Below are 19,004 nucleotides of genomic sequence, written 5' to 3'. Positions count from 1 at the left end.
GGCGCCTATGGGGCGGTCGGAAGGGCCGAGAGGATGCGCGTCATCGCCGAGTCGAGGCCCCACCGTTCCGCGAATGCCGACGCCGCCTCGACCTGACCCGCGGTGAGCGGCCGGATCTCCGCGTCGACGCGTGGCAGCTCGAGGTCGCGCACGACGTTCACGACGGTCGGAGCGACCGCGAGGTAGTCGGATGCCGCCAACAGTTTCGCGCGCACCGACGGCGACAGCGCGGTCGCCGGGTCGGCCGCCGCGGCGACGATGCCGTCGAGGTCGCCGAACTCGCGCAGTAGCCCGGCCGCGGTCTTCTCGCCGACGCCCGCGACGCCCGGGAGCCCGTCGGAGGGGTCGCCCCGCATCGCCGCGAACGCCGCGTACTGCGCGGGTGTGATCGCGTACTTCGCCTCGACCGCGGCGCCGTCGAGGATCTCCAGGTTCGCCATGCCGCGGCCCGTGTAGATCACCCGCACCCCCGCGGCGTCGTCGACGAGCTGGAACAGGTCGCGGTCGCCGGTGACCACATCCACCGGCATCGTCGCGGTCGAGGCGAGCGTGCCGATGACATCGTCGGCTTCGTGCTCAGGAGCACCGACGATCGGGATGTCGAGCAGCCGCAGCGACTCGGCGATGATCGGCACCTGCGCGGTGAGCGGGTCGGGCACGAGCTCGACGTCAGGCCCCGGCTCCACGACTTCGGCGACGCGATGGGTCTTGTACGACGGGATGAGGTCGACCCGCCACTGCGGGCGCCAGTCGTCGTCCCAGCACGCGATGAGGTGCGTCGGCTGAAACTGCGAGACGAGGCGCGCGATGATGTCGAGCGTTCCCCGTGCCGCGTTCACGACCGTGCCATCGGGGGCGGTCACCGTGTCGGGAACCCCGTAGAAGGCGCGGAAGTAGATGCCCGCCGTGTCGAGCAGCATGAGGCGGTCGGCCATGCGGCCATGCTGTCACACGGCTCCGCCGGCGGCGAGGCGCATGAGGTCGCTGTCGAGCTGGATGCCGGGGTCGTTGGGCGAACCGAGTTGCGTCTGGTACTTGGCGGCGTTGCCCGCGCGGATCGTCGTCGCCACTCCGGCGCGCATGAGCGTGACGAGTTCGAGCGCCGCGCGGTCGATCCGGCCGGTGAGCGCCGCATCCGCCCAGTCCTCGGGGGCCGCGAAGAGCGCCGTCGGCACCGTCATCGCGCGCAGATAGCCGAACATCCCGCGCATCTGATCGTCGGCCACGAGGGCATGCCGAGCAGTACCCGCCGTCGCCGCGAGGATCACCGGGGTGCCGATGAGCGAGTCGGTCTCGAGCACCTGGAAGAACGAGGTGAACAGCCCGCTCGGCCCGGCCGCGTAGACGGGGCTCGCCGCGACGATCCCGTCGGCGCCCGCCACGGCATCCATCGCGGCCCGCAGACCCGTGCCGATGTGCTGCGAGACGAGCGCGGTGGTGACCTCGGTCGCGATCTCGCGCAGGTCGATGACGTGGGTGTCGACGGTCTGCCCGGCTGTCGACGCCAGAGCCGCGACGCGTTGCGCGGTGCGGTCGGCGAGCAACCGGGTCGACGACGGGTCGCCCGTTCCGGCGTTCACGACCACGAGGGTGGTGCTCATGATGTCTGCTCCTTCGTTCCCAGGAGTGCCTGGGTGATCCTCTTCAGTTCTTCGAGATCCGCGTCGCTCACGCGGGCGGTCATCGCCGCGGTCACGTCGCGGGCGTGCGCCCGGCCGACCTCGCGCTGGCAGGCCCGGCCGGCCTCCGTCAGCGCGAGCCGCACGACGCGCTTGTCGACGGCATCCGCGCACCGTTCGACCAGGCCGCGCTCGACGAGCCGGTCGACCATCCGCGAGAGCGCCGGCTGACTCAGCAGCACGCGCCGGTGCAGGTCGGTGAGGCGCACCGGGCCATCGGCCTTCGTGAGGGCGTAGAGCACGTCGTACTCCTTCATCGACACCTCGGCCCAGATGGGCTCCGCTGCGAACGACTTCATGAAGGTCGCGTGCACGGTGAGCAGCGACTCCCAGGCGTCGTTCGCGAGCCGCGCCCGCCCGGACATCAGGCGGCCTCGGTGTCTTCGGTGTCTTCGGTGTCCTGGTACGGGGAGCCGCCGGTCACGTTGTCGCCGCGGTTCGCGTTCGGCTTGGGCTGACGCGGGGCTGCGTCGCCGTACTTCGCGGTCACCAGGCTGGCGTGCGTCGGGGCGTCGGGCACCTCGGGGTCGCGCTTCGCCGCGAGCTCCCGGCGCAGCACCGGCACGACCTCGCCGCCGAGCAGTTCGAGCTGCTCGAGCACCATCGGCAGCGGGAGCCCCGCGTGGTCGACGAGGAAGAGCTGCCGCTGGTAGTCGCCGAACGTCTCCCGGAAGGTCAGGGTCTTGTCGATGACCTCTTGCGGGCTGCCCACCGACAGGGGAGTGCCGGCGGCGAACTGCTCCATCGTCGGGCCGTGCCCGTACACCGGAGCCTCGTCGAAGTAGGGGCGGAAACCCGTCCAGGCATCCTGGGACTTCTTCGCGATGAACGCCTGACCGCCGAGGCCCACGATCGCCTGCTTCGCGGTGCCGTGCCCGTAGTGCTCGAAGCGCTGCCGGTAGAAGTCGATGAGCCGCAGGTAGTGCTCCTTCGGCCAGAAGATGTTGTTCGCGAAGAACCCGTCGCCGTAATAGGCAGCCTGTTCGGCGATCTCGGGCGTGCGGATCGAGCCGTGCCACACGAACGGCGGCACGTCGTCGAGCGGGCGGGGCGTCGAGGTGAAGCCCTGCAGGGGAGTGCGGAAGTTGCCCTCCCAGTCGACGACGTCCTCGCGCCACAGCCGGTGCAACAGGTTGTAGTTCTCGAGGGCCATCGGCAGGCTCTGGCGGATGTCCTGGCCGAACCAGGGGTAGACGGGTGCGGTGTTGCCGCGGCCGAGCATGAGGTCCATCCGGCCGCCGGAGAGGTGCTGCAGCATCGCGTAGTCTTCCGCGATCTTGACCGGGTCGTTCGTGGTGATGAGCGTCGTCGAGGTCGACACGACGAGTCGTTCGGTGAGGGCCGCGATGTGCGCGAGCAGGGTCGTGGGGGAGGAGGAGAAGAACGGCGGGTTGTNAGTCTTCCGCGATCTTGACCGGGTCGTTCGTGGTGATGAGCGTCGTCGAGGTCGACACGACGAGTCGTTCGGTGAGGGCCGCGATGTGCGCGAGCAGGGTCGTGGGGGAGGAGGAGAAGAACGGCGGGGGGGGGTGCTCGCCGATGGCGAAGACATCCATCCCGACCTCTTCGGTCTTCTTCGCGATGGCGACGGCCGCCTGGATGCGTTCGGCCTCGCTGGGCGTCTCGCCCGAGACGGGGTCGCGCGTGATGTCGCTGACCGAGAACACTCCGAACTGCATGGGGACCACTCCTTGGCTTCAGTTATATGCGTTTGCATACACTGTAACGCCGGAGTGGTCCCGCTATTCCCGCCCTCGGGTCGAGTAGCGGCCGCAGGCCGCGTGTCGAGACCTAGCTGAACTTGCGGCGGTAGACGATCGATGCGATCACGAAGGCGACCACCAGGATGCCGACGCACCAGGCCAGCGCGATCCAGATCTCGCCGCCCACCGGTTCTTGCGCGAGGAGCGCCCGGATGGCGTTCACGATCGAGGTGACCGGCTGGTTCTCGGCGAACCAGCGCACCGGCCCCGGCATCGACTCGGTCGGCACGAAGGCCGAGCTGAGGAACGGCAGGAAGATGAGCGGGTACGAGAACGCACTCGCCCCGTCGACCGACTTCGCCGTGAGCCCCGGGATCATCGCGAGCCAGGTGAGCGCCAGGGTGAACAGGGTCACGATGCCGGCGACCGCGAGCCACTCGAGCACCCCCGCTCCCGACCGGAAGCCGAGCAGGAGCGCGACGCCGATGACGATCACCACGGACGCGAGATTCGCGACGACCGAGGTCAGAACGTGGGCCCAGAGCGTCGCCGACCGGGCGATCGGCATCGACTGGAACCGCTCGAAGATGCCGCCCTGCAGGTCGCTGAACAGCCGGTAGGCGGTGTAGGCGATGCCCGACGCGATCGTGATGAGCAGGATGCCCGGCAGCAGGTAGGTCACGTACGACCCCTCGCCGGCGCCCTGCCCGATGTCGATCGCCCCGCCGAACACGAACACGAACAGCAGCAGGAACGCGATCGGCATGAGCGCGGTCGTGATGATCGTGTCGGGGCTCCGGAGGATGTGCTTCAGCGAGCGGCCCGTAAGGGTCGCGGTGTCGCCGATGATGTGGGTGCTCACGCTGCGTCGTCCTTTCGTCCGGTGACCGCGAAGAAGACGTCTTCGAGGGTCGGCTGCTTCTCGATGTACTGCTTCTCGACCGGCGGCAGCAGCTTCTTGAGCTCCGCCAGGGTGCCGTTCACGATGATCCGGCCGTGGTGCAGGATCGCGATGCGGTCGGCGAGCTGCTCCGCCTCCTCGAGATACTGCGTCGTGAGCAGCACGGTCGTGCCGCCGGCGGCGAGGTCTTTCACCGCGGCCCAGACCTCGAGGCGGGCTTCCGGGTCGAGGCCCGTCGTCGGCTCGTCGAGGAAGATCACCGGCGGGTTGCCGATGAGGCTCATCGCGATGTCGAGCCGTCGCCGCATGCCGCCCGAGTACGTCGCCACCTTGCGCCCGCCCGCTTCCGTGAGCGAGAACCGGGCGAGCAGGTCGTCGGCGATCCGTGCGGGCTCCTTCAGGTGCCGCAACTGAGCGATCAGGATGAGGTTCTCCCTGCCGCTCAGCACCTCGTCGACCGCGGCGAACTGCCCCGTCAGACTGATGGAGCTGCGAACGGCCTGCCCGTGGGTCGCCGTGTCGAACCCGGCCACTCGTGCGGAACCCGCATCGGCGTGCAGGAGCGTCGCGAGGATCCGGATGAGCGTCGTCTTGCCGGCGCCGTTGGACCCGAGCAGGGCGAAGATGCTGCCCGGCTCGACGGTGAAGTCGACGCCCGTGAGCACGTCGAGCTTGCCGTAGGACTTCACGAGGCCGTTCACCTCGATCGCGGGCGCGCTCATCAGTCGGCCTCCTCACCGGCGGCCCGCTCGATCGTCTTACGCAGGCGCTCCCGCTCCTTGGCGATCCAGCCGCCGTCGGAGTAGGTGCCCACGAAGGTCTCGACGAACTCGAGGGGGTCTTCGCCGACGATCTCGCGAATGGGTGTGCCATCGGCCGCCGCCCGCTCGAAGAGTTCGACGAGGTCGTCGAACATCTTCGCCGCGAGGCTCCAGTCGGCAGGTGTGTCACCCGAGTGCATGAGGTAGCGCTCGATGCCCTCGACCGCCGTGCGGTAGTCCTCGGGGAGCGCCTTCACCCGCGCCACATAGGCGCGCCACTGCTTCTTGTCCTCGAACGAGCCGATGATCAGCTCGAGAAAGTTCTTAGCCATCCCTATTTCCCTTCTGTGCGGAGCTGTTCCAGTCGTTCGGTGAGGAAGCTCCACGTTCCCCAGAACTCGTCGAGAGCCTTCTGGCCCTCGCTGTTGAGCGAATACACCTTGCGCGGCGGCCCCTTCTCTGACGGGACCTTCTCCACGTCGACGAGGCCGCGTTGTTCGATGCGGACGAGCAACGCGTAGACGGTGCCTTCCGCGATGTCGGTGAATCCGCGGTCGCGCAACCACGCCGTGATCTCGTAGCCGTACGCGGCCTGGCCTGCCAGGATCGCCAGGATCATGCCCTCGAGGGTTCCCTTGAGCATCTCGGTGATCTGCTTGGGCACGAGCACCTCCCTTCACTATTCAGTGCTGCTGAGTACCGGTACAAAGTAACACTGAGTACCGGTAGATAGCAACACTGAATACTGGCTAGGCGGCTCCGGGGTTCTCGAGCCGCAACGGGCCCGTCTCGAGGTGCTTCGTAGCGCGATCGATCGCGTCGGCGGCGCGCACCAGTGCGAGGTGCGAGAACGCCTGCGGGGTGTTGCCGACGTGCCGCTGCTGCTCGGTGTCGTACTCCTCCGACAGCAGACCGACGTCGTTGGCGAGCCCGACGAGGCGGTCCATCAGGTCGCGGGCGTCGCCGAGGCGGCCGGAGAGGGCGTACTGCTGCACGAGCCAGAACGAGCAGGCGAGAAACGGATGCTCGTCGCCCTGCAGCCCGTCGACTCCCGACTGCACGCGGTACCGCAGCACCAGCCCGTCGCGCAGCAGGTCGTGCTCGATCGCGGCGACCGTGCCCAGCATCCGCGGGTCGGCGGCGTCGACGAACCCGATCTGGGCGAGCGTGAGCAGCGAGGCGTCGACCTCGGTGCCGCCGTAGTACTGCACGTAGCTGCCGCGCTCCGCATCGAAGCCGTGCTGCTCGATCTCGGCACGCAGCTCGTCGCGGATGCGTTCCCACCTCTCGACCGGGCCGGGTAGCCCGTGCTCGCGCACGGCCCGGATTCCGCACTCGAAAGCGGCCCAGATCATCGCGCGCGACTGCGTGAAGCGCCTCGGGGTGCCGCGGATCTCCCAGATGCCGTGATCGTCGCGCTCCAGATTCGCCTCGATGTGACCGAGCAGCGCGATCTGCAGCGGCCACGAGACCCGATCCTCACCGACACCGATCAGGCGGGCCTGCTCGAGCGCGAGCATGATCTCCCCGAAGACATCCCCTTGGAACTGCGAGTACGCGCCGTTGCCGACGCGCACCGGCGCCGACCCGCGATAGCCCGGCAGGGTGGGCACCTCCCACTCGGGCAGCCGCCGCTCGCCGGCCACGCCGTACATGATCTGCACGTCGGCCGGGTCGCCGGCGATCGCCCGCAACAGCCAATCCCGCCACTGCTCGGCCTCGGTCGCGAACCCGTGGAGCATGAGGGCTTGCAGCGTCAGCGACGCGTCGCGCAGCCAGACGTAGCGGTAGTCCCAGTTGCGGTCGCCGCCGAAGCTCTCGGGAAGGCTCGTCGTCGGCGCCGCCACGATTCCCGCTGTGTCGTGGTGGGTGAGCGCGCGCAGCACGAGCAGCGATCGCCGCACGGCGGCGGCGTAGGGGCCGTTGTCGTCGAGATGCTGCGCCCAGCGCGTCCACCACGCCTCGGTCTCGGCGAGGTAGGCGTCGACGTCGGGCATGGGCGGTGGCGGTTTGTGCGCGGCGAACCAGGTGAGCACCAGGTCGACGGTCTCGCCGGCCGAGACATCGAACTCGGCCCGGTGGCAGAAGCCGTCGGCGGCCAGACGCGGCCCACGAATCACGACGGAATCCGGCCCGGCGACGGCGATGAGCGCGTGATCGTGCGGGCCCCTGCCCCGCTCCGACCGGGACTGTCGCACCCAGGGGATCGCGTCGGCGTAGTCGAATCGGATGCGGAGCACCTCCTCGACCCGCACCGTTCCGCGGATGCCGCGCACCCGACGGATCACGTCGGCCCGACGTCCGGCCATCGGCATCACGTCGATGACCTCGACTTCGCCCGACTCGGTGACCCAGCGCGTCACGAGCGTGAAACTGTCGCCGTCGTACCGGCGATCCGTGCAGCGGTCGGCGCCGAGCGGTCGCACCGTCCAGTGGCCATGGTCGTCGCTGCCCAGCAGCCCGGCGAACGTCGACGCCGAGTCGAATCGCGGCAGGCACAGCCAGTCGATGCTCCCGTTGGTGCCGACGAGAGCGGCGGTGTGGCAGTCGCCGATGAGCGCGTAATCCTCGATCGCGAGCGGCATCCTTCATCCTGACATTCGGTCGGGCGGGGTCTAGCGAGCCTCGGCGGCCCGGCGCAGAATGGCCCCATGAGCGTGATGAACCCTTACCTCAACTTTCGCGGCCAGGCGAAGGAGGCGCTCGAGTTCTATCACTCCGTCTTCGGCGGCGAACTCACCGTGAGCTCGTTCGCCGAGATGGGGATGGACGACGTGCCCGAGGCGGAACGCGGGCTCGTGATGCACGGCCAGCTCGAGACGCCGGCGGGGTTCACGCTGATGGCTTCGGATGTACCCAGCCACATGGATTACGTCGCGGGCACCAACCAGTTCTCCATCTCGCTCAGCGGGCCGAGCGACGACGACGCCGAACTGCGCGGCTACTGGCAGAAACTGGGGGAGGGCGCGACGATCGTCGAACCGCTCGCGACCGCCCCGTGGGGCGCGAGCTTCGGCATGCTCACCGACCGCTTCGGCATCGCCTGGCTGGTCAACATCTCGGCCGACGCCGCCTGATGCCCGCCGCCGTCGTGCTCGAGGTGCCGGGCCCCTCGGGCACCCGGGAGGTGCGGCTGTCGAGCCCCGACCGCGTGCTCTGGCCGGAGGTCGGTATCACCAAGCTCGACCTCGCGCACTACGCGATGGCGGTCGCCGACCCGTTCCTCGCCGCGAACGGCGACCGACCGGTCGCGCTGGAGCGCTACTCCGAGGGGGTCGACGGCGAGAACTTCTTCTCGAAGAATCCGCCGAAGGGCGCCCCCGAGTGGCTGCGCAGCGTGCCCGTCACGTTCCCGAGCGCGCGCTCGCATCCGCTGGTCGTGCTCGACGAGCCCGCCGGAATCGTCTGGGCCGTGCAGATGAACACGATCGTCTTCCACCCGTGGCCGTCGCGCACGGCGAACACCGACAACCCCGACCAGCTGCGCATCGACCTCGACCCGCAGCCGGCAACCGACTTCTCGGATGCCGTCCCGGCCGCACTCGAGATGCGCAACGTGCTGCGCGAGGCGGGGCTTACGGCGTATATCAAGACCTCGGGCAACCGCGGCATCCACCTCTATGCGCCGATCGAGCCGCTGTGGGAGTTCCTCGATGTGCGGCACGCCGTGATCGCGGCCGCGCGCGAACTCGAGCGGCGCATGCCGGATGCCGTGACGACGTCGTGGTGGAAGGAGGAGCGCGGCCGACGCGTCTTCGTCGACTTCAACCAGGCGAACCGCGACCGCACGATCGCCGGTGCCTACAGCCCGCGCGCCCTGCGGCACGCCCCCGTCTCGACCCCGATCACCTGGGAGGAACTGGAAACCTGCGACCCTCGGCAGTTCACGGTGCTCACCGTGCCCGACCGGCTCGCCACCGTCGGTGATCCCTGGGCCGACTTCCACGCCACCCCGGGCCGCATCGACACGCTGCTCGACTGGTGGCAACGCGACCTCGACGCGGGTCTCGGCGAGCTGCCCTTCCCGCCCGACTACCCGAAGATGCCCGGCGAGCCGCCGCGCGTGCAGCCCAGCAAGAAGAACGCCGACAACTGGGATGCCGACGGCAACCCTCGCACCTCGGTGGTCGAGTAGCGGCGAAGCCGCGTGTCGAGACCTACTGCAGCACGTCATCCAGGTCGTACGCGATCGGCACCTCGAGCTGGTCGTACGTGCACGACTCCGGCTCGCGGTCGGGCCGCCACCGTTCGAACTGCACGGTGTGCCGAAAGCGCCCCGCCTCCATCTGGTCGTAGCGCACCTCGAGCACGCGCTCGGGCCGCAATCGCAGGAACGACCCGTCTTTGCCCGACGAGAACCGGCTGCGCTCCTTCTCGCCGGTGACCGCGGCACCGTCGTCGTCGCGCTCGACGAGTGGAGCGAGTTCGTCGATGAGCTCGAGCCGCCGCGCGTTGCTGAACGCCGAGACCCCGCCGACGGGCAGCAGGCGCCCCTCGTGGTACAGCCCGAGGAGCAGCGAACCCACCCCTTCGCCCGACTTGTGGATGCGGTACCCGAGCAGCACGACATCCGCCGTGCGCTTGTGCTTGATCTTGAACATCGCCCGCTTGCCCGGCTGGTAAGGCTGATCAAGCGGCTTGGCGACCACCCCATCCAGCCCGGCGCCTTCGAACTCGTCGAGCCAGCGCCGCGCCACCGCGATGTCACGCGTCGTGCGGGTGAGGTGCAGGGGAGCGGGCACGTCGGCGAACAGCTTCTCGAGCTCCGCCCGGCGCACCGCGAGCGGCTCACCGGTGAGGTCGCGGTCGCCGATCGAGAGCACGTCGAACGCGACGAATGACGCCGGGGTCTCCTGCGAGAGCTTGGTCACCCGGCTCTCGGCCGGGTGGATGCGCTGCGTCAGCGAATCCCAGTGCAGGCGGCGCTTCCCCTCCCACTCGATCGTGACGACGATCTCGCCGTCGAGCACGCACGGGGGAAGCAGCCGGGCGAACGCATCCACGAGTTCGGGAAAGTACCGGGTCAGCGGCTTGTCGCCGCGGCTGCCGATCTCGACCCCGTCGCCGGTGACCTGCACGATGCCGCGGAACCCGTCCCACTTCGGCTCGTAGAGCAGGTTGCCCTCAGGGATCGACTCGACGGACTTGGCGAGCATCGGGGCGACGAGCGACATGCCCCGATTCTGCCCGCTGCCGCCCGGTGCGTCACCGGTCGATCGTCGACCGACGCGGTCGGGCGTTGCGCAGACGCCGGTACCGCACGCTGAGGTTCATGTGCGGGAAAGCGTCGGCCACGGAGTCGGGCGGGGCGAGACGGTCGACGATGCGATCCCACGAAGCCTGCGGGGTGGTTGACGAGTTCCATCCCGTGATGGCGCTCTTCAACCGGGCGAATCCGAGGAGGGTGAGGATGGTCGCGGCAGCGACGAGCGCCAGGATCGCCACTGCGACGATGTCGCTCGCGGGGCGCGGGAGCAGCACGACGATCGAGCGGAGCGCCGGGTCGAGCAGGTAGACCAGTGCGAGCCCGAGTGCCCCCCAGATCACCGAGTACTCGAGACAGACGCGCCCGCCGAGATTGACCCGCTTGTCGCTGTAGTCCCAGAACACCACCCCGAAAGCTCGCTCCATCAACAGACTCGTCACCCCTTCGACGAGCGTGAAGATCACCAGCGCGGCGAGGAAGACGAGCGGAGGCGACGCCGCGAGGGGAGCCAGCACGAGCGAACCGATCACGGCGGCGAACCCGTACAGCGGATTGAACGGCAGGTAAAGCAGCCCGCTGCGCGGGTCGACGACATCCGGGCCTTCGAGGAGCCGCATCCACGCCCGCTCGATGAGCACGCCACCCACGCTGCCGAGCACGAAGACCCAGGTCGCCGCGAACACTGCGTCGCTCATGGATCGCCTCCGTCCCTCAGTCTCGTGATGCGCGGCGCCCGCGTCCACGTCCAAAGGTCCTGCGAGCCGAGTGCGCGTCGGTAGCATCGTCAGGTGCGGAGTGGTCGAGGTCGGTTCATCGTGCTCGAGGGCCTCGACGGGGCCGGCACCACGACCCAGGGTGCGTTGCTCGCGGCACGGCTTATCGAGCACGGCTTACCGGTCGACCTCACGAAGGAGCCGACCGACGGGGCGATCGGCCGGATCGCGCGGGCGTTCACCGACGGCGACCTGCACCTCGAGCCCGAGACGGTCGCCCTCACCTTCGCCGCCGACCGCATCGAGCACACCGTCGAGATCCGCGGCGCGCTGGATGCCGGCACCTGGGTGGTGAGCGATCGGTACGTGGCGTCGTCGCTCGCCTACCAGACCTCGCAGGGGCTGCCCTTCGAGTGGGTGCGCACCCTCAACTCCCGGGCGATGGAACCCGACGCCACCGTCTTCGTCGACACCTCGGTCGCGGCGTGCGTCGCCCGTCTCGAGTCGCGCGGCGAGTTCAACACCGGCCCGTTCGACCAGGCATCGGCGCTGCAGAAGGCCCGCGACCTCTACCTGCAGGCGTTCGCGAGCGATGTGCCCCTCGGTCGGCTCATCGAGGTCGACGGCGATGCGTCGCGCGAGGAAGTCGCCGACGCGATCTGGGACGCCCTGGCACCGTTGCGCTGATGGGCTTCACGCGAGCAGAGCTACAGGCCTACCGCGACGTCGCCGTGCCCGACCTCATCGGCGCGGGCGTGCGGCTGCTCTTCGTGGGCATCAACCCGGGCCTGTGGACCGCCGCGACCCAGACCCACTTCGCCTACCCGGGCAACCGCTTCTATCCCGCCCTGCTCGCCGCGGGCATCATCGAGCAGCTGCCCGACTTCGCGTCGGGGATGACGGATGCCGACCGCGCCGCGTTCGTCAGGCGTGGCATCGGCATCACCAACTTCGTCAACCGGGCGACGGCACGCGCCGACGAACTCTCACGCGACGAGCTGCGGGCGGGGGCGCGACGCCTGGTGGAGACGGTGCAACGGTGGCATCCCGCCGTCGTCGCGATCGTCGGGATCACCGCCTACCGCCAGGGCTTCGACCGGCCGAAGGCGACGCCGGGGGAGCAGCCGGACGGGATCGCGGGCGCGCGCCTGTGGGTCGTGCCGAACCCGAGCGGGCTCAACGCCCACGACACCGTCGCGTCGCTTGCCGCCGCCTATGCCGAGCCGGCTCGCGCGGCGGGGCTGCTCGGGTCCTCGTAACGCAGCAGGTCGCCGGGTTGGCACTCCAGCACACGACACATCGCGTCAAGGGTGGTGAACCGCACCGCCTTCGCCCGGCCGTTCTTGAGCACGGCGACGTTCGCGGGGGTGATGCCGATCGCCTCGGCGAAGTCGCCCACGCTCAATCCGCGTTCGACGAGCATCCTGTCGATCGAGATGCGGATCGTCATCAGACGACCTCATCCAGTTCGGTGCGCAACAGAATCGCACGACGCAACAGCGAACGCAGCACGAGCAGCAGCAGATCGAGAACCGCGAGCGCGACGCCTCCGACGACGAGCACCAGCATGATGCCCGGGGGAAGCGCGTCGGCGATCCGCAGGAGGATGACGAGGGTCACGGTGACGAGTCCGGCGACCGTGATCGCCGCGACCATCAGGTCGACCCAACGCATCGCCGATTGCTGCAAGATGCGGCCGGTCCGCACCCGGCCGACGAGAATCGCGGTCGCGACGATCGCCACCTGGAAGCACATCCCGCCGCCGAGGAGCAGGGCCAGAAGCGGTGGCTGCAGGTCCGAGTACTCGGGGAGTGTTCGGACGTAGTAATCGGAAAGTGCGATCAGCCCGTACTGCAGGAGGCCGATCGAGGCGAACAGAACGCCGAGTGCGACGAAGGTGGCGACGACAAGCGGCAGCCACGGGCGAGGGAGGTCGAGAGCGGTCTCGTTCGTCATCTATCGAGTATCGATCGAAACCTATCGAAAATCAATAGAGACTGTTATGCGGACAGCGACGACAACCGACCTGCCGCCTCCCGCAGCACATCCGGACGCTTGCAGAACGCGAAGCGCACCAGGCCCGCGTACGCGCCGGGCGTCGCGGTGAAGGCGGAGACCGGGATGCCGACGACTCCGGCGGTCGTCGCGAGGTCGCGGCAGAACGCGGCGGCATCCGTCGCGCCGAGTGGGGCGGCGTCGGCGACGACGAAGTAGGAGCCCTCGGGCACCGAGACCGTCAGGCCGGCCCGCCGCAGTCCGGCGATGAGGATGTCGCGGCCGGCGCCGAGGTCGGCGGCGATCCGGGCGTAGAAGGCGTCGGGGAGGTCGAGGCCCACGGCGATCGCCGGCTGGAAGGGGGCTCCGTTGACGTAGGTGAGGAACTGCTTGACGCTGAGGATCGCCGTCACCAGGTCGGCTCGGGCGTGCAGCCAGCCGATCTTCCAGCCGGTCGTCGAGAACGTCTTGCCGCCTGACGAGATCGTGATCGTGCGCTCCGCCGCACCCGGGAGGGTCGCGATCGGCTCGTGCGGGGTGCCGAATCGCAGATGCTCGTAGACCTCGTCGGTGACGATGAGGGCGTCATGCCGGGTGGCGAGCTCGACGATGAGTTCGCGCGTCCCGCGATCGAGCACCGACCCGGTCGGGTTGTGCGGGTCGTTGACGAGCACGAGCCGGGTGCGGGCCGAGAAGGCCGCGCGGATGCGGTCGGGGTCGGGGGCGAACGCGGGCCACTCGAGCGGAACGGTCACGAGTCGAGCGCCCGCGAGAGCGACGATCGCGGCATACGAGTCGTAGTACGGCTCGAAGGTCAGCACCTCGTCGCCCGGCTCGACCAGGGCCAGCAGGGTCGCGGCGAGGGCCTCGGTGGCGCCTGCAGTGACGAGCACATCGGTGTCGGGATCGACGGCGAGACCGTAGAAGCGCTGCTGGTGCCGGGCGATCGCCTCGCGCAACACCGGCATCCCGCGCCCCGGCGGGTACTGGTTGACGCCGTCGGCGATCGCCTGCCGGGCCGCCTCGAGCACCTCGGGCGGGCCGTCGGTGTCCGGGAAGCCCTGGCCGAGGTTGATCGCCCCGGTGCGCGCCGCGAGGGCGCTCATCTCGGCGAAGATCGTCGCGCCGACCGAGCCGTCGGGCCCGACGAGTCCGGCTCCGGCCGCGGTGCGCAACCAGGCGCCGGGGATCGTCACGCGTTCGAGGTTAGTGGGTCTCGACACGCCGCCTGAGGCGGCTACTCGACCACCGAGGGGAGGTGCGGCTTGATGTCGCGCACGATCGACTCCAGGATGCGGGCGTTGAAGTCGACGCCGAGCTGGTTGGGCACCGTCACCAGGATCGTGTCCGCCGCCTGCACCGCGGCATCCGCGGCGAGTTCCTCGGCGATTCTGTCGGGTTCCCCGATGTAGGAGCGCCCGAAGCGGGCGAGTCCGCCGTCGAGGTGACCGACCTGATCCTGGGCGTCGGCCTGGGCGCGCAGTCCGAAGTAGTGCCGGGTCTCGTCGTCGATGATCGGCAGGATGCTGCGGCTGATCGATACGCGCGGCTCGCGGTCGTGTCCGGCGGCAGCCCACGCGTCGCGGTACATCTGGATCTGTTCGGCCTGCAGGTCGGCGAGCGAGGCGCCGGTCTCCTCGGTGAGCAGCGTCGACGACATGAGGTTCATGCCCTGTTCCGCCGTCCAGACGGCAGTCGCCCGGGTTCCGGCGCCCCACCAGATCCGGTCGGACAGCCCGGGGGAGCGCGGTTCGATCGCGAGCGGCTGCGAGACCCCCGTCATCTGCGGGTTCGACATCGCGACCCCGGCGCCGGCGATCGCCGCCCGGAAGTGCTCGGTGTGCCGGCGGGCGAGGTCGGCATCCGTCTCGCCCTCGTCGGGCACGTACCCGAAAGACTCCGACCCGCGGAGCGCGGTCTCGGGTGAGCCGCGACTGATGCCCAGCTGCAGTCGCCCGCCGCTCAGCAGGTCGGCGGCCGCGGCATCCTCGGCCATGTAGAGCGGATTCTCGTAGCGCATGTCGATCACGGCCGTGCCGATCTCGATCCGGGAGGTGCGCGCGCCGATCGCAGCGAGCAGGGGGAAGGGCGAGGCGAGCTGCCGGGCGAAGTGGTGCACGCGCACGAAAGCGCCGTCGGCCCCGACCTCCTCCGCGGCGACCGCGAGCTCCAGGGTCTGCTGGAGGGCGTCGGCGGCGGTTGCGACGAGCGACCCGCGACCGGGTGCCCAATGGCCGAAGGAGAGGGACCCGATGCGCTTCACCCTGGGTGCAGCGTCGGGGGAGGCGCGCGCATTCCCGCGCGGACACGCCATGATGACGGGGTGGTCCTCCCGCGCTTCCTTCGCCCCCCGGTCGCGTGGCTCTCGCGCACCGCATTCTTCCGTCGCGTCGGGCCGAGGGTCATGCCGCCGCTCGAGCGGGTCATGGCCCGCGTCACCAAAGGTCGCGTGCAGTTCAGCGGTCTCGGTGTTCCGACGCTCGTGCTGCACAGCATCGGGGCGAAGTCGGGGCTGGAGCGCGACACCGTGCTGATGTACTGCCCCGACGGCCGGGAGATGCTCGTCGTCGGCAGCAACTTCGCCCGCGACGAACACCCGGCCTGGACGGCGAACCTGCTCGCGCACCCCGACGTCGCGGTGAGTCTGCACGGGCGGCGGATCGAGGTGCGGGCGATCGCCCTCGACGACGTCGAACGCGAACTCACCTGGCCGAAGCTGGAGCGCAACTGGCCGGGCTACCGTCGCTACGAGGTGACGGCGGGCCGCACGCTGCGGGTGTTCCGGCTCACTCCTCGATGACGACGGGATCCCCGGCGAGATGCGGCCCGAGCCCGAGGTCGACGAGCACGACGTGGCCGGCATAGCGCGACCCCGGTTCGATCAGCAGACCCGCCTTCACGGCGCCGAAGGTGACGGTGAGATCGGCGGGCAGCACCGTCGGGTCGGGCACGGCACCGTCGTCGGGTCCGATGCCGCTCGGGATGTCGACGGCCACCACCCGCGGCCGCTGCGGCTGGTCGAGCACGGGAAGAATCGCGGCGACGATGTCGCGTGCGGCGCCCCGAAGGGCGGGGGAGCCCGCGGTGCCGGTTCCCAGGATGCCGTCGAGCACCACGTCGGCCTCGGCGGCGAGGCGTGCGGCATCGGCCGCATCCACCGGGTGCTCTCCGACTCCGCGCTCACCAACCCAGTGCGCGCCGGCCGCGAGCGCCGCGGCGGCGCCCTCCGCATGGTGGCGGGATGCCGTGGGCACCAGGTCGACCCGCACCCCTTCGGCCGCGAGCTCGGCGGCGGCGAAGAGCGCATCGCCGCCGTTGTCTCCCGCCCCGACGAGCACGAGCATCCGTCGGGGGACGAGGTCGCGGAGTTCGGCGGCGAGCGCCGCGGCGGCGTGGCGCATGAGCGGAACCCCGGCGTCGAGCAGCGGCTTCTCGGCGGCGCGCACCTGAGCCGCCGTGTAGCCGGCTCGCGGGGACATGTCAGCCCCGGCTCAGCAGGGCACGCCGCTCGGGGTGCCGGGCGAACCAGTCGGCGACGTACCAGCAGCTCGGGATGATCGGCCCGGCTCCGCGCGCTTCGACGTCGTTCACCGCGAACTCGACCAGCTCGCCGGCGAAACCGTGGCCACGGAACTTCGGAACCGTCACGGTGTGATGCATCACCGTGCCGGCTCCCTGGTCGCGGTACTCGAGGGCACTCACCAGCTCGCCGCCGCGTCGCAGAACGTAGCGGTGCGCGTCGGGCTCGTGAGTGATGTCGTTCACCCGTTCAGAATACCGGCGCGATCTTGAGCGAATCTTGAGGGTTGACGGTGCGTCATCTTGAGGTTGCTGCGGCAGATTGATCTCAGACGGAGCACACCCCCCCAGTGTTCCGTCATCGGGTGGCAACCCCCGCGAGGAACCCGAATCTCCTCGACAGCCACCCGGATGAGCGGAGGGGCCGGCTTTCCCCCCAATACCGGCCCCCCGCTCCCCTCTTCCCCCGCAGCCCCCGCATGAGCGGACACGCCCGGCGCCCTGAGGTGCCGGGCGTTCCTCATTTCGGCTGCTCTGCCAGCGAACGCCGAGACCCGCGAACTACTCTCGAAACCATGGCTATCAGCGAAGGCGTTCGGCGGATCAAGTTCACGACGATCGACGGGAAGAAGACATCCCTCGCCGACTTCGGTGACCAGACCCTGCTCGTGGTGAACGTCGCCTCGAAGTGCGGGCTCACCCCGCAGTACGCGAAGCTCGAAGAGCTGCAGAAGCGCTACGCCGACCAGGGTTTCACGGTCGTCGGCTTCCCGTGCAACCAGTTCCTCGGCCAGGAGCCCGGCTCCGCAGAGGACATCAAAGAGTTCTGTTCGACGACCTACGGGGTGACCTTCCCGTTGATGGAGAAGACCCGCGTCAACGGGATGCGCAAGCATCCGCTCTATGCCGCACTCACCCGCGAGCCCGACGACCATGGCGTGGCCGGCAAGGTGAAGTGGAACTTCGAGAAGTTCGTCATCTCGCCCAGCGGTGAGGTGTCGCGGTTCCGCCCGAAGGTGCAGCCGGACGCCCCCGAGGTGGTCGCCGCCATCGAGCGCGGCCTGGGGCAGTCGACCCCCGTCACCGGCGACGCCGCTTCCGCGAAAAAATAGCACTCCTCACGACCTGCATGGCGTCAGTATCCTGACCCCATGTTCATCGTGAGCCTGCTCTTCATCGTCGCCGGGATCATCGCCCTCATCGTCGCGGCGTCCAACGCCAAGGCCCGAGTCGTCGCCGCGGGGGAGACCCCCAACGGCAGCGCCTTCCGCCGCGGAACGAACGTCATCATCTCGCGCGCGGCGCGCTGGGCGGCCGTCGCCCTGTTCGTGATCGGCGGGATCCTGCTGGTGTTCAGCTCGTTCTTCCGGCAAGACGTCGGGCAGGCGAACGTGCTGCGCGACTGGACCGGTCAGATCGTCGGCTACGAGACGGAGGCCGGACTCCACTGGAAGGCGCCGTGGGTCGATACCGTCACCTTCGACGTGCGCAACCAGCGCGCGGTGTTCGTGACCGAACAGTCGTTCGGCGAAGGCGACAACATCGGCGGCTCGCCCGACGGTCCGCAGATCACCGTGCAGGATGCCGAGGGCGTCACCGCGAACGTCGACATCGCCATCCGTTACTCGCTGGACCCCGAATCGGTCGAGGACATCTACAGCGACTACTACAACGAAGAGAACCTGCGCACCCGGCTGATCTTCAACGACATCCGTTCGGTCGTACGCTCGGTGCCCGGTCGCTTCACCACGATCGAGATGCTCACCGACCGCAACGCGGTGCAGGATGCCATCCTCGAGGCGCTCGAGCGGCGCTGGGAAGACGACGGCATCATCGTCGAAGACGTCGCGCTGCAGGAGATCCGCTACGGCGAGAGCGTCACCGCGGCCTACGCGGCCGCGCAGGAGGCGCAGATCAACGTGCAGACCGAGCAGGCCCGCCTCGAGGCGGTGCAGGTCTCGGCGCAGCAGAAGATCGTGCAGGCGCAGGCCGAGGCCGAAGCCAACGCGATCCTCAACGCGAGCCTCACCGACGCCATCCTGCAGCAGCGTTACCTCGACACGCTCAAGGAGCTAGCGGCGGCGGGCAACCTCGTCATCGTGCCCGAAGGATTCAGCGGACTGGTCAACGTGGCCCGGTGAACCCGGCGCGGTGAGTTTCTCGATGGCGCGCCGGTCGCGTTTCGTCGGCCGGCCCGCCCCGCGCTCACGGGTGGCGACCAGCACCCGCTCCTCGGGCGGCAGGGGAGCGGGCGTGAGGTCGTCGTAGGCGACCGCGGCCTGCGGCGCGCCGACGCGTTTGGCGAGCACCTGGCGCACGACGACGATCCGGTTGACGTCGCCGGTGCGCAGCCGCACCTCGTCGCCGACCTTCACCGGCTGCGCGGCCTTGGCGCGTTCCCCGTTGAGTCGCACGTGCCCGGCGCGCACCATCGCCGTCGCCGCGGATCGGGATTTCACGAGCCGCACCGCCCAGATCCAGGCGTCCAACCGATCGGCCATGCTTCGACCCTAGGCCCGGCCCCCGT

General features: G+C 69.5%; 24 protein-coding genes and 2 pseudogenes. 7 read left to right on the top strand and 19 right to left on the bottom strand.

Annotated elements, in window-relative coordinates; all coding sequences use genetic code 11:
* Positions 1-5: 5 nt before the first annotated feature.
* The 10 genes and pseudogenes from IE173_RS04835 to IE173_RS04790 all read right to left on the bottom strand — a co-directional run bounded on the left by IE173_RS04835 (position 6) and on the right by IE173_RS04790 (position 7,629).
* Positions 6-935, bottom strand: coding sequence for a 5'-3' exonuclease (locus tag IE173_RS04835; RefSeq protein WP_191282231.1), 930 nt, complete (start codon positions 933-935; stop codon positions 6-8).
* Between the two features lie 12 nt (positions 936-947).
* Positions 948-1,601: a CE1759 family FMN reductase gene (locus IE173_RS04830; RefSeq protein ID WP_191282230.1), complete on the bottom strand. Its 654-nt coding sequence runs from the start codon at positions 1,599-1,601 to the stop codon at positions 948-950.
* The gene (locus IE173_RS04825) at positions 1,598-2,044 is read right to left on the bottom strand and encodes a MarR family winged helix-turn-helix transcriptional regulator (protein WP_191282505.1); all 447 of its coding nucleotides are present in this window, start codon (positions 2,042-2,044) and stop codon (positions 1,598-1,600) included. The genes IE173_RS04830 and IE173_RS04825 overlap by 4 nt, the downstream gene beginning before the upstream one ends.
* A pseudogene (locus IE173_RS04820) lies at positions 2,044-3,074 on the bottom strand (CE1758 family FMN-dependent luciferase-like monooxygenase); the annotation flags it as partial. The gene IE173_RS04825 and the pseudogene IE173_RS04820, both read right to left, overlap by 1 nt.
* A gap of 134 nt (positions 3,075-3,208) precedes the next feature.
* Positions 3,209-3,358 (bottom strand): annotated as a pseudogene (locus IE173_RS15665) (5,10-methylene tetrahydromethanopterin reductase); the annotation flags it as partial.
* Positions 3,359-3,470: 112 nt separating this feature from the next.
* A complete protein-coding gene (locus IE173_RS04810) occupies positions 3,471-4,244 on the bottom strand; it encodes an ABC transporter permease (protein ID WP_191282229.1) in 774 nt (257 codons plus the stop codon).
* Positions 4,241-5,005: an ABC transporter ATP-binding protein gene (locus IE173_RS04805; RefSeq protein WP_191282228.1), complete on the bottom strand. Its 765-nt coding sequence runs from the start codon at positions 5,003-5,005 to the stop codon at positions 4,241-4,243. The genes IE173_RS04810 and IE173_RS04805 overlap by 4 nt, the downstream gene beginning before the upstream one ends.
* Positions 5,005-5,376: a DUF1048 domain-containing protein gene (locus IE173_RS04800; protein ID WP_191282227.1), complete on the bottom strand. Its 372-nt coding sequence runs from the start codon at positions 5,374-5,376 to the stop codon at positions 5,005-5,007. The genes IE173_RS04805 and IE173_RS04800 overlap by 1 nt, the downstream gene beginning before the upstream one ends.
* Before the next feature lie 2 nt (positions 5,377-5,378).
* Entirely contained in the window at positions 5,379-5,708 is a 330-nt protein-coding gene (locus IE173_RS04795; RefSeq protein WP_229841883.1) for a PadR family transcriptional regulator, read from the bottom strand.
* 85 nt (positions 5,709-5,793) lie between these two features.
* Complete coding sequence (locus tag IE173_RS04790) at positions 5,794-7,629, bottom strand: glycoside hydrolase family 15 protein (RefSeq protein WP_191282226.1); 1,836 nt, start codon at positions 7,627-7,629, stop codon at positions 5,794-5,796.
* 66 nt (positions 7,630-7,695) lie between these two features.
* On the opposite strand from IE173_RS04790, the gene IE173_RS04785 reads away from it, so the two are divergent.
* Together IE173_RS04785 and ligD are read left to right on the top strand one after the other, a co-directional pair.
* A complete protein-coding gene (locus IE173_RS04785; protein WP_191282225.1) occupies positions 7,696-8,121 on the top strand; it encodes a VOC family protein in 426 nt (141 codons plus the stop codon).
* Positions 8,121-9,179, top strand: a complete 1,059-nt coding sequence (gene ligD / locus IE173_RS04780; RefSeq protein ID WP_191282224.1) for a non-homologous end-joining DNA ligase — start codon at positions 8,121-8,123, stop codon at positions 9,177-9,179. Before IE173_RS04785 ends, ligD begins: the two co-directional genes overlap by 1 nt.
* A gap of 22 nt (positions 9,180-9,201) precedes the next feature.
* On the opposite strand, the gene IE173_RS04775 is transcribed toward ligD, so the two are convergent.
* Positions 9,202-10,218 carry an ATP-dependent DNA ligase gene (locus IE173_RS04775; RefSeq protein ID WP_229841882.1) on the bottom strand — a complete coding sequence of 339 codons (1,017 nt, stop codon included), beginning with the start codon at positions 10,216-10,218 and terminating at the stop codon, positions 9,202-9,204.
* Positions 10,219-10,249: 31 nt separating this feature from the next.
* Positions 10,250-10,945 (bottom strand): putative ABC transporter permease, encoded by a 696-nt coding sequence (locus IE173_RS04770; RefSeq protein WP_191282223.1) that lies wholly within the window; start codon positions 10,943-10,945, stop codon positions 10,250-10,252.
* A 93-nt stretch (positions 10,946-11,038) separates the two neighbouring features.
* Between IE173_RS04770 and tmk the strand changes: the two genes are divergently transcribed.
* Positions 11,039-11,650, top strand: coding sequence for a dTMP kinase (gene tmk, locus IE173_RS04765; RefSeq protein WP_191282222.1), 612 nt, complete (start codon positions 11,039-11,041; stop codon positions 11,648-11,650).
* Positions 11,650-12,222 carry a mismatch-specific DNA-glycosylase gene (locus IE173_RS04760; protein ID WP_191282221.1) on the top strand — a complete coding sequence of 191 codons (573 nt, stop codon included), beginning with the start codon at positions 11,650-11,652 and terminating at the stop codon, positions 12,220-12,222. Before tmk ends, IE173_RS04760 begins: the two co-directional genes overlap by 1 nt.
* Here the strand turns inward: IE173_RS04760 and IE173_RS04755 are convergent.
* From IE173_RS04755 to IE173_RS04740, 4 genes are read right to left on the bottom strand one after another with little or no spacing between them, the layout of a single operon-like run.
* A complete protein-coding gene (locus IE173_RS04755; RefSeq protein ID WP_191282220.1) occupies positions 12,177-12,413 on the bottom strand; it encodes a helix-turn-helix domain-containing protein in 237 nt (78 codons plus the stop codon). The two genes, IE173_RS04760 and IE173_RS04755, sit on opposite strands and share 46 nt — an antisense overlap.
* Entirely contained in the window at positions 12,413-12,919 is a 507-nt protein-coding gene (locus IE173_RS04750) for a DUF2975 domain-containing protein (protein WP_191282219.1), read from the bottom strand. The genes IE173_RS04755 and IE173_RS04750 overlap by 1 nt, the downstream gene beginning before the upstream one ends.
* 44 nt (positions 12,920-12,963) lie before the next feature.
* A complete protein-coding gene (locus tag IE173_RS04745) occupies positions 12,964-14,154 on the bottom strand; it encodes an aminotransferase class I/II-fold pyridoxal phosphate-dependent enzyme (protein ID WP_191282218.1) in 1,191 nt (396 codons plus the stop codon).
* Between the two features lie 41 nt (positions 14,155-14,195).
* Entirely contained in the window at positions 14,196-15,221 is a 1,026-nt protein-coding gene (locus IE173_RS04740; RefSeq protein ID WP_229841881.1) for an LLM class flavin-dependent oxidoreductase, read from the bottom strand.
* Positions 15,222-15,281: 60 nt separating this feature from the next.
* Between IE173_RS04740 and IE173_RS04735 the strand changes: the two genes are divergently transcribed.
* Complete coding sequence (locus IE173_RS04735) at positions 15,282-15,758, top strand: nitroreductase family deazaflavin-dependent oxidoreductase (protein ID WP_229841880.1); 477 nt, start codon at positions 15,282-15,284, stop codon at positions 15,756-15,758.
* Here the strand turns inward: IE173_RS04735 and IE173_RS04730 are convergent.
* Together IE173_RS04730 and IE173_RS04725 are read right to left on the bottom strand one after the other, a co-directional pair.
* Positions 15,745-16,437 carry an NAD(P)H-hydrate epimerase gene (locus tag IE173_RS04730; protein WP_191282215.1) on the bottom strand — a complete coding sequence of 231 codons (693 nt, stop codon included), beginning with the start codon at positions 16,435-16,437 and terminating at the stop codon, positions 15,745-15,747. The two genes, IE173_RS04735 and IE173_RS04730, sit on opposite strands and share 14 nt — an antisense overlap.
* Before the next feature lies 1 nt (position 16,438).
* Positions 16,439-16,756 carry a GNAT family N-acetyltransferase gene (locus IE173_RS04725; protein WP_191282502.1) on the bottom strand — a complete coding sequence of 106 codons (318 nt, stop codon included), beginning with the start codon at positions 16,754-16,756 and terminating at the stop codon, positions 16,439-16,441.
* Between the two features lie 296 nt (positions 16,757-17,052).
* On the opposite strand from IE173_RS04725, the gene IE173_RS04720 reads away from it, so the two are divergent.
* The gene (locus tag IE173_RS04720; RefSeq protein WP_191282214.1) at positions 17,053-17,589 is read left to right on the top strand and encodes a glutathione peroxidase; all 537 of its coding nucleotides are present in this window, start codon (positions 17,053-17,055) and stop codon (positions 17,587-17,589) included.
* A 39-nt stretch (positions 17,590-17,628) separates the two neighbouring features.
* Positions 17,629-18,618: an SPFH domain-containing protein gene (locus tag IE173_RS04715; RefSeq protein WP_191282213.1), complete on the top strand. Its 990-nt coding sequence runs from the start codon at positions 17,629-17,631 to the stop codon at positions 18,616-18,618.
* Here IE173_RS04715 and IE173_RS04710 read toward each other — a convergent pair.
* Complete coding sequence (locus IE173_RS04710; RefSeq protein WP_191282212.1) at positions 18,550-18,978, bottom strand: RNA-binding S4 domain-containing protein; 429 nt, start codon at positions 18,976-18,978, stop codon at positions 18,550-18,552. The genes IE173_RS04715 and IE173_RS04710 overlap by 69 nt on opposite strands.
* Positions 18,979-19,004 lie beyond the last annotated feature (26 nt).

Origin of the sequence: Pseudolysinimonas yzui, from assembly GCF_014653215.1 — a bacterium.
Taxonomy (GTDB): Bacteria; Actinomycetota; Actinomycetes; order Actinomycetales; family Microbacteriaceae; genus Pseudolysinimonas_A; species Pseudolysinimonas_A yzui.
The sequence above is the reverse complement of the archived record's forward strand: the minus strand, read 5'-3'. Positions and strand labels throughout refer to the sequence as shown.

Bases quoted from the DNA above. Each gene is read 5' to 3' on its own strand.
- IE173_RS04760 (WP_191282221.1), top strand. From the start codon at position 11,650: ATGGGCTTCACGCGAGCAGAGCTACAGGCCTACCGCGACGTCGCCGTG.
- IE173_RS04720 (WP_191282214.1), top strand. From the start codon at position 17,053: ATGGCTATCAGCGAAGGCGTTCGGCGGATCAAGTTCACGACGATCGAC.
- IE173_RS04830 (WP_191282230.1), bottom strand. From the start codon at position 1,601: ATGAGCACCACCCTCGTGGTCGTGAACGCCGGAACGGGCGACCCGTCG.
- IE173_RS04805 (WP_191282228.1), bottom strand. From the start codon at position 5,005: ATGAGCGCGCCCGCGATCGAGGTGAACGGCCTCGTGAAGTCCTACGGC.
- IE173_RS04785 (WP_191282225.1), top strand. From the start codon at position 7,696: ATGAGCGTGATGAACCCTTACCTCAACTTTCGCGGCCAGGCGAAGGAG.
- IE173_RS04775 (WP_229841882.1), bottom strand. From the start codon at position 10,218: ATGTCGCTCGTCGCCCCGATGCTCGCCAAGTCCGTCGAGTCGATCCCT.
- IE173_RS04755 (WP_191282220.1), bottom strand. From the start codon at position 12,413: ATGACGATCCGCATCTCGATCGACAGGATGCTCGTCGAACGCGGATTG.
- IE173_RS04770 (WP_191282223.1), bottom strand. From the start codon at position 10,945: ATGAGCGACGCAGTGTTCGCGGCGACCTGGGTCTTCGTGCTCGGCAGC.
- IE173_RS04790 (WP_191282226.1), bottom strand. From the start codon at position 7,629: ATGCCGCTCGCGATCGAGGATTACGCGCTCATCGGCGACTGCCACACC.
- ligD (WP_191282224.1), top strand. From the start codon at position 8,121: ATGCCCGCCGCCGTCGTGCTCGAGGTGCCGGGCCCCTCGGGCACCCGG.
- IE173_RS04730 (WP_191282215.1), bottom strand. From the start codon at position 16,437: ATGTCCCCGCGAGCCGGCTACACGGCGGCTCAGGTGCGCGCCGCCGAG.
- IE173_RS04800 (WP_191282227.1), bottom strand. From the start codon at position 5,376: ATGGCTAAGAACTTTCTCGAGCTGATCATCGGCTCGTTCGAGGACAAG.
- IE173_RS04825 (WP_191282505.1), bottom strand. From the start codon at position 2,044: ATGTCCGGGCGGGCGCGGCTCGCGAACGACGCCTGGGAGTCGCTGCTC.
- IE173_RS04750 (WP_191282219.1), bottom strand. From the start codon at position 12,919: ATGACGAACGAGACCGCTCTCGACCTCCCTCGCCCGTGGCTGCCGCTT.
- IE173_RS04710 (WP_191282212.1), bottom strand. From the start codon at position 18,978: ATGGCCGATCGGTTGGACGCCTGGATCTGGGCGGTGCGGCTCGTGAAA.
- IE173_RS04715 (WP_191282213.1), top strand. From the start codon at position 17,629: ATGTTCATCGTGAGCCTGCTCTTCATCGTCGCCGGGATCATCGCCCTC.
- IE173_RS04835 (WP_191282231.1), bottom strand. From the start codon at position 935: ATGGCCGACCGCCTCATGCTGCTCGACACGGCGGGCATCTACTTCCGC.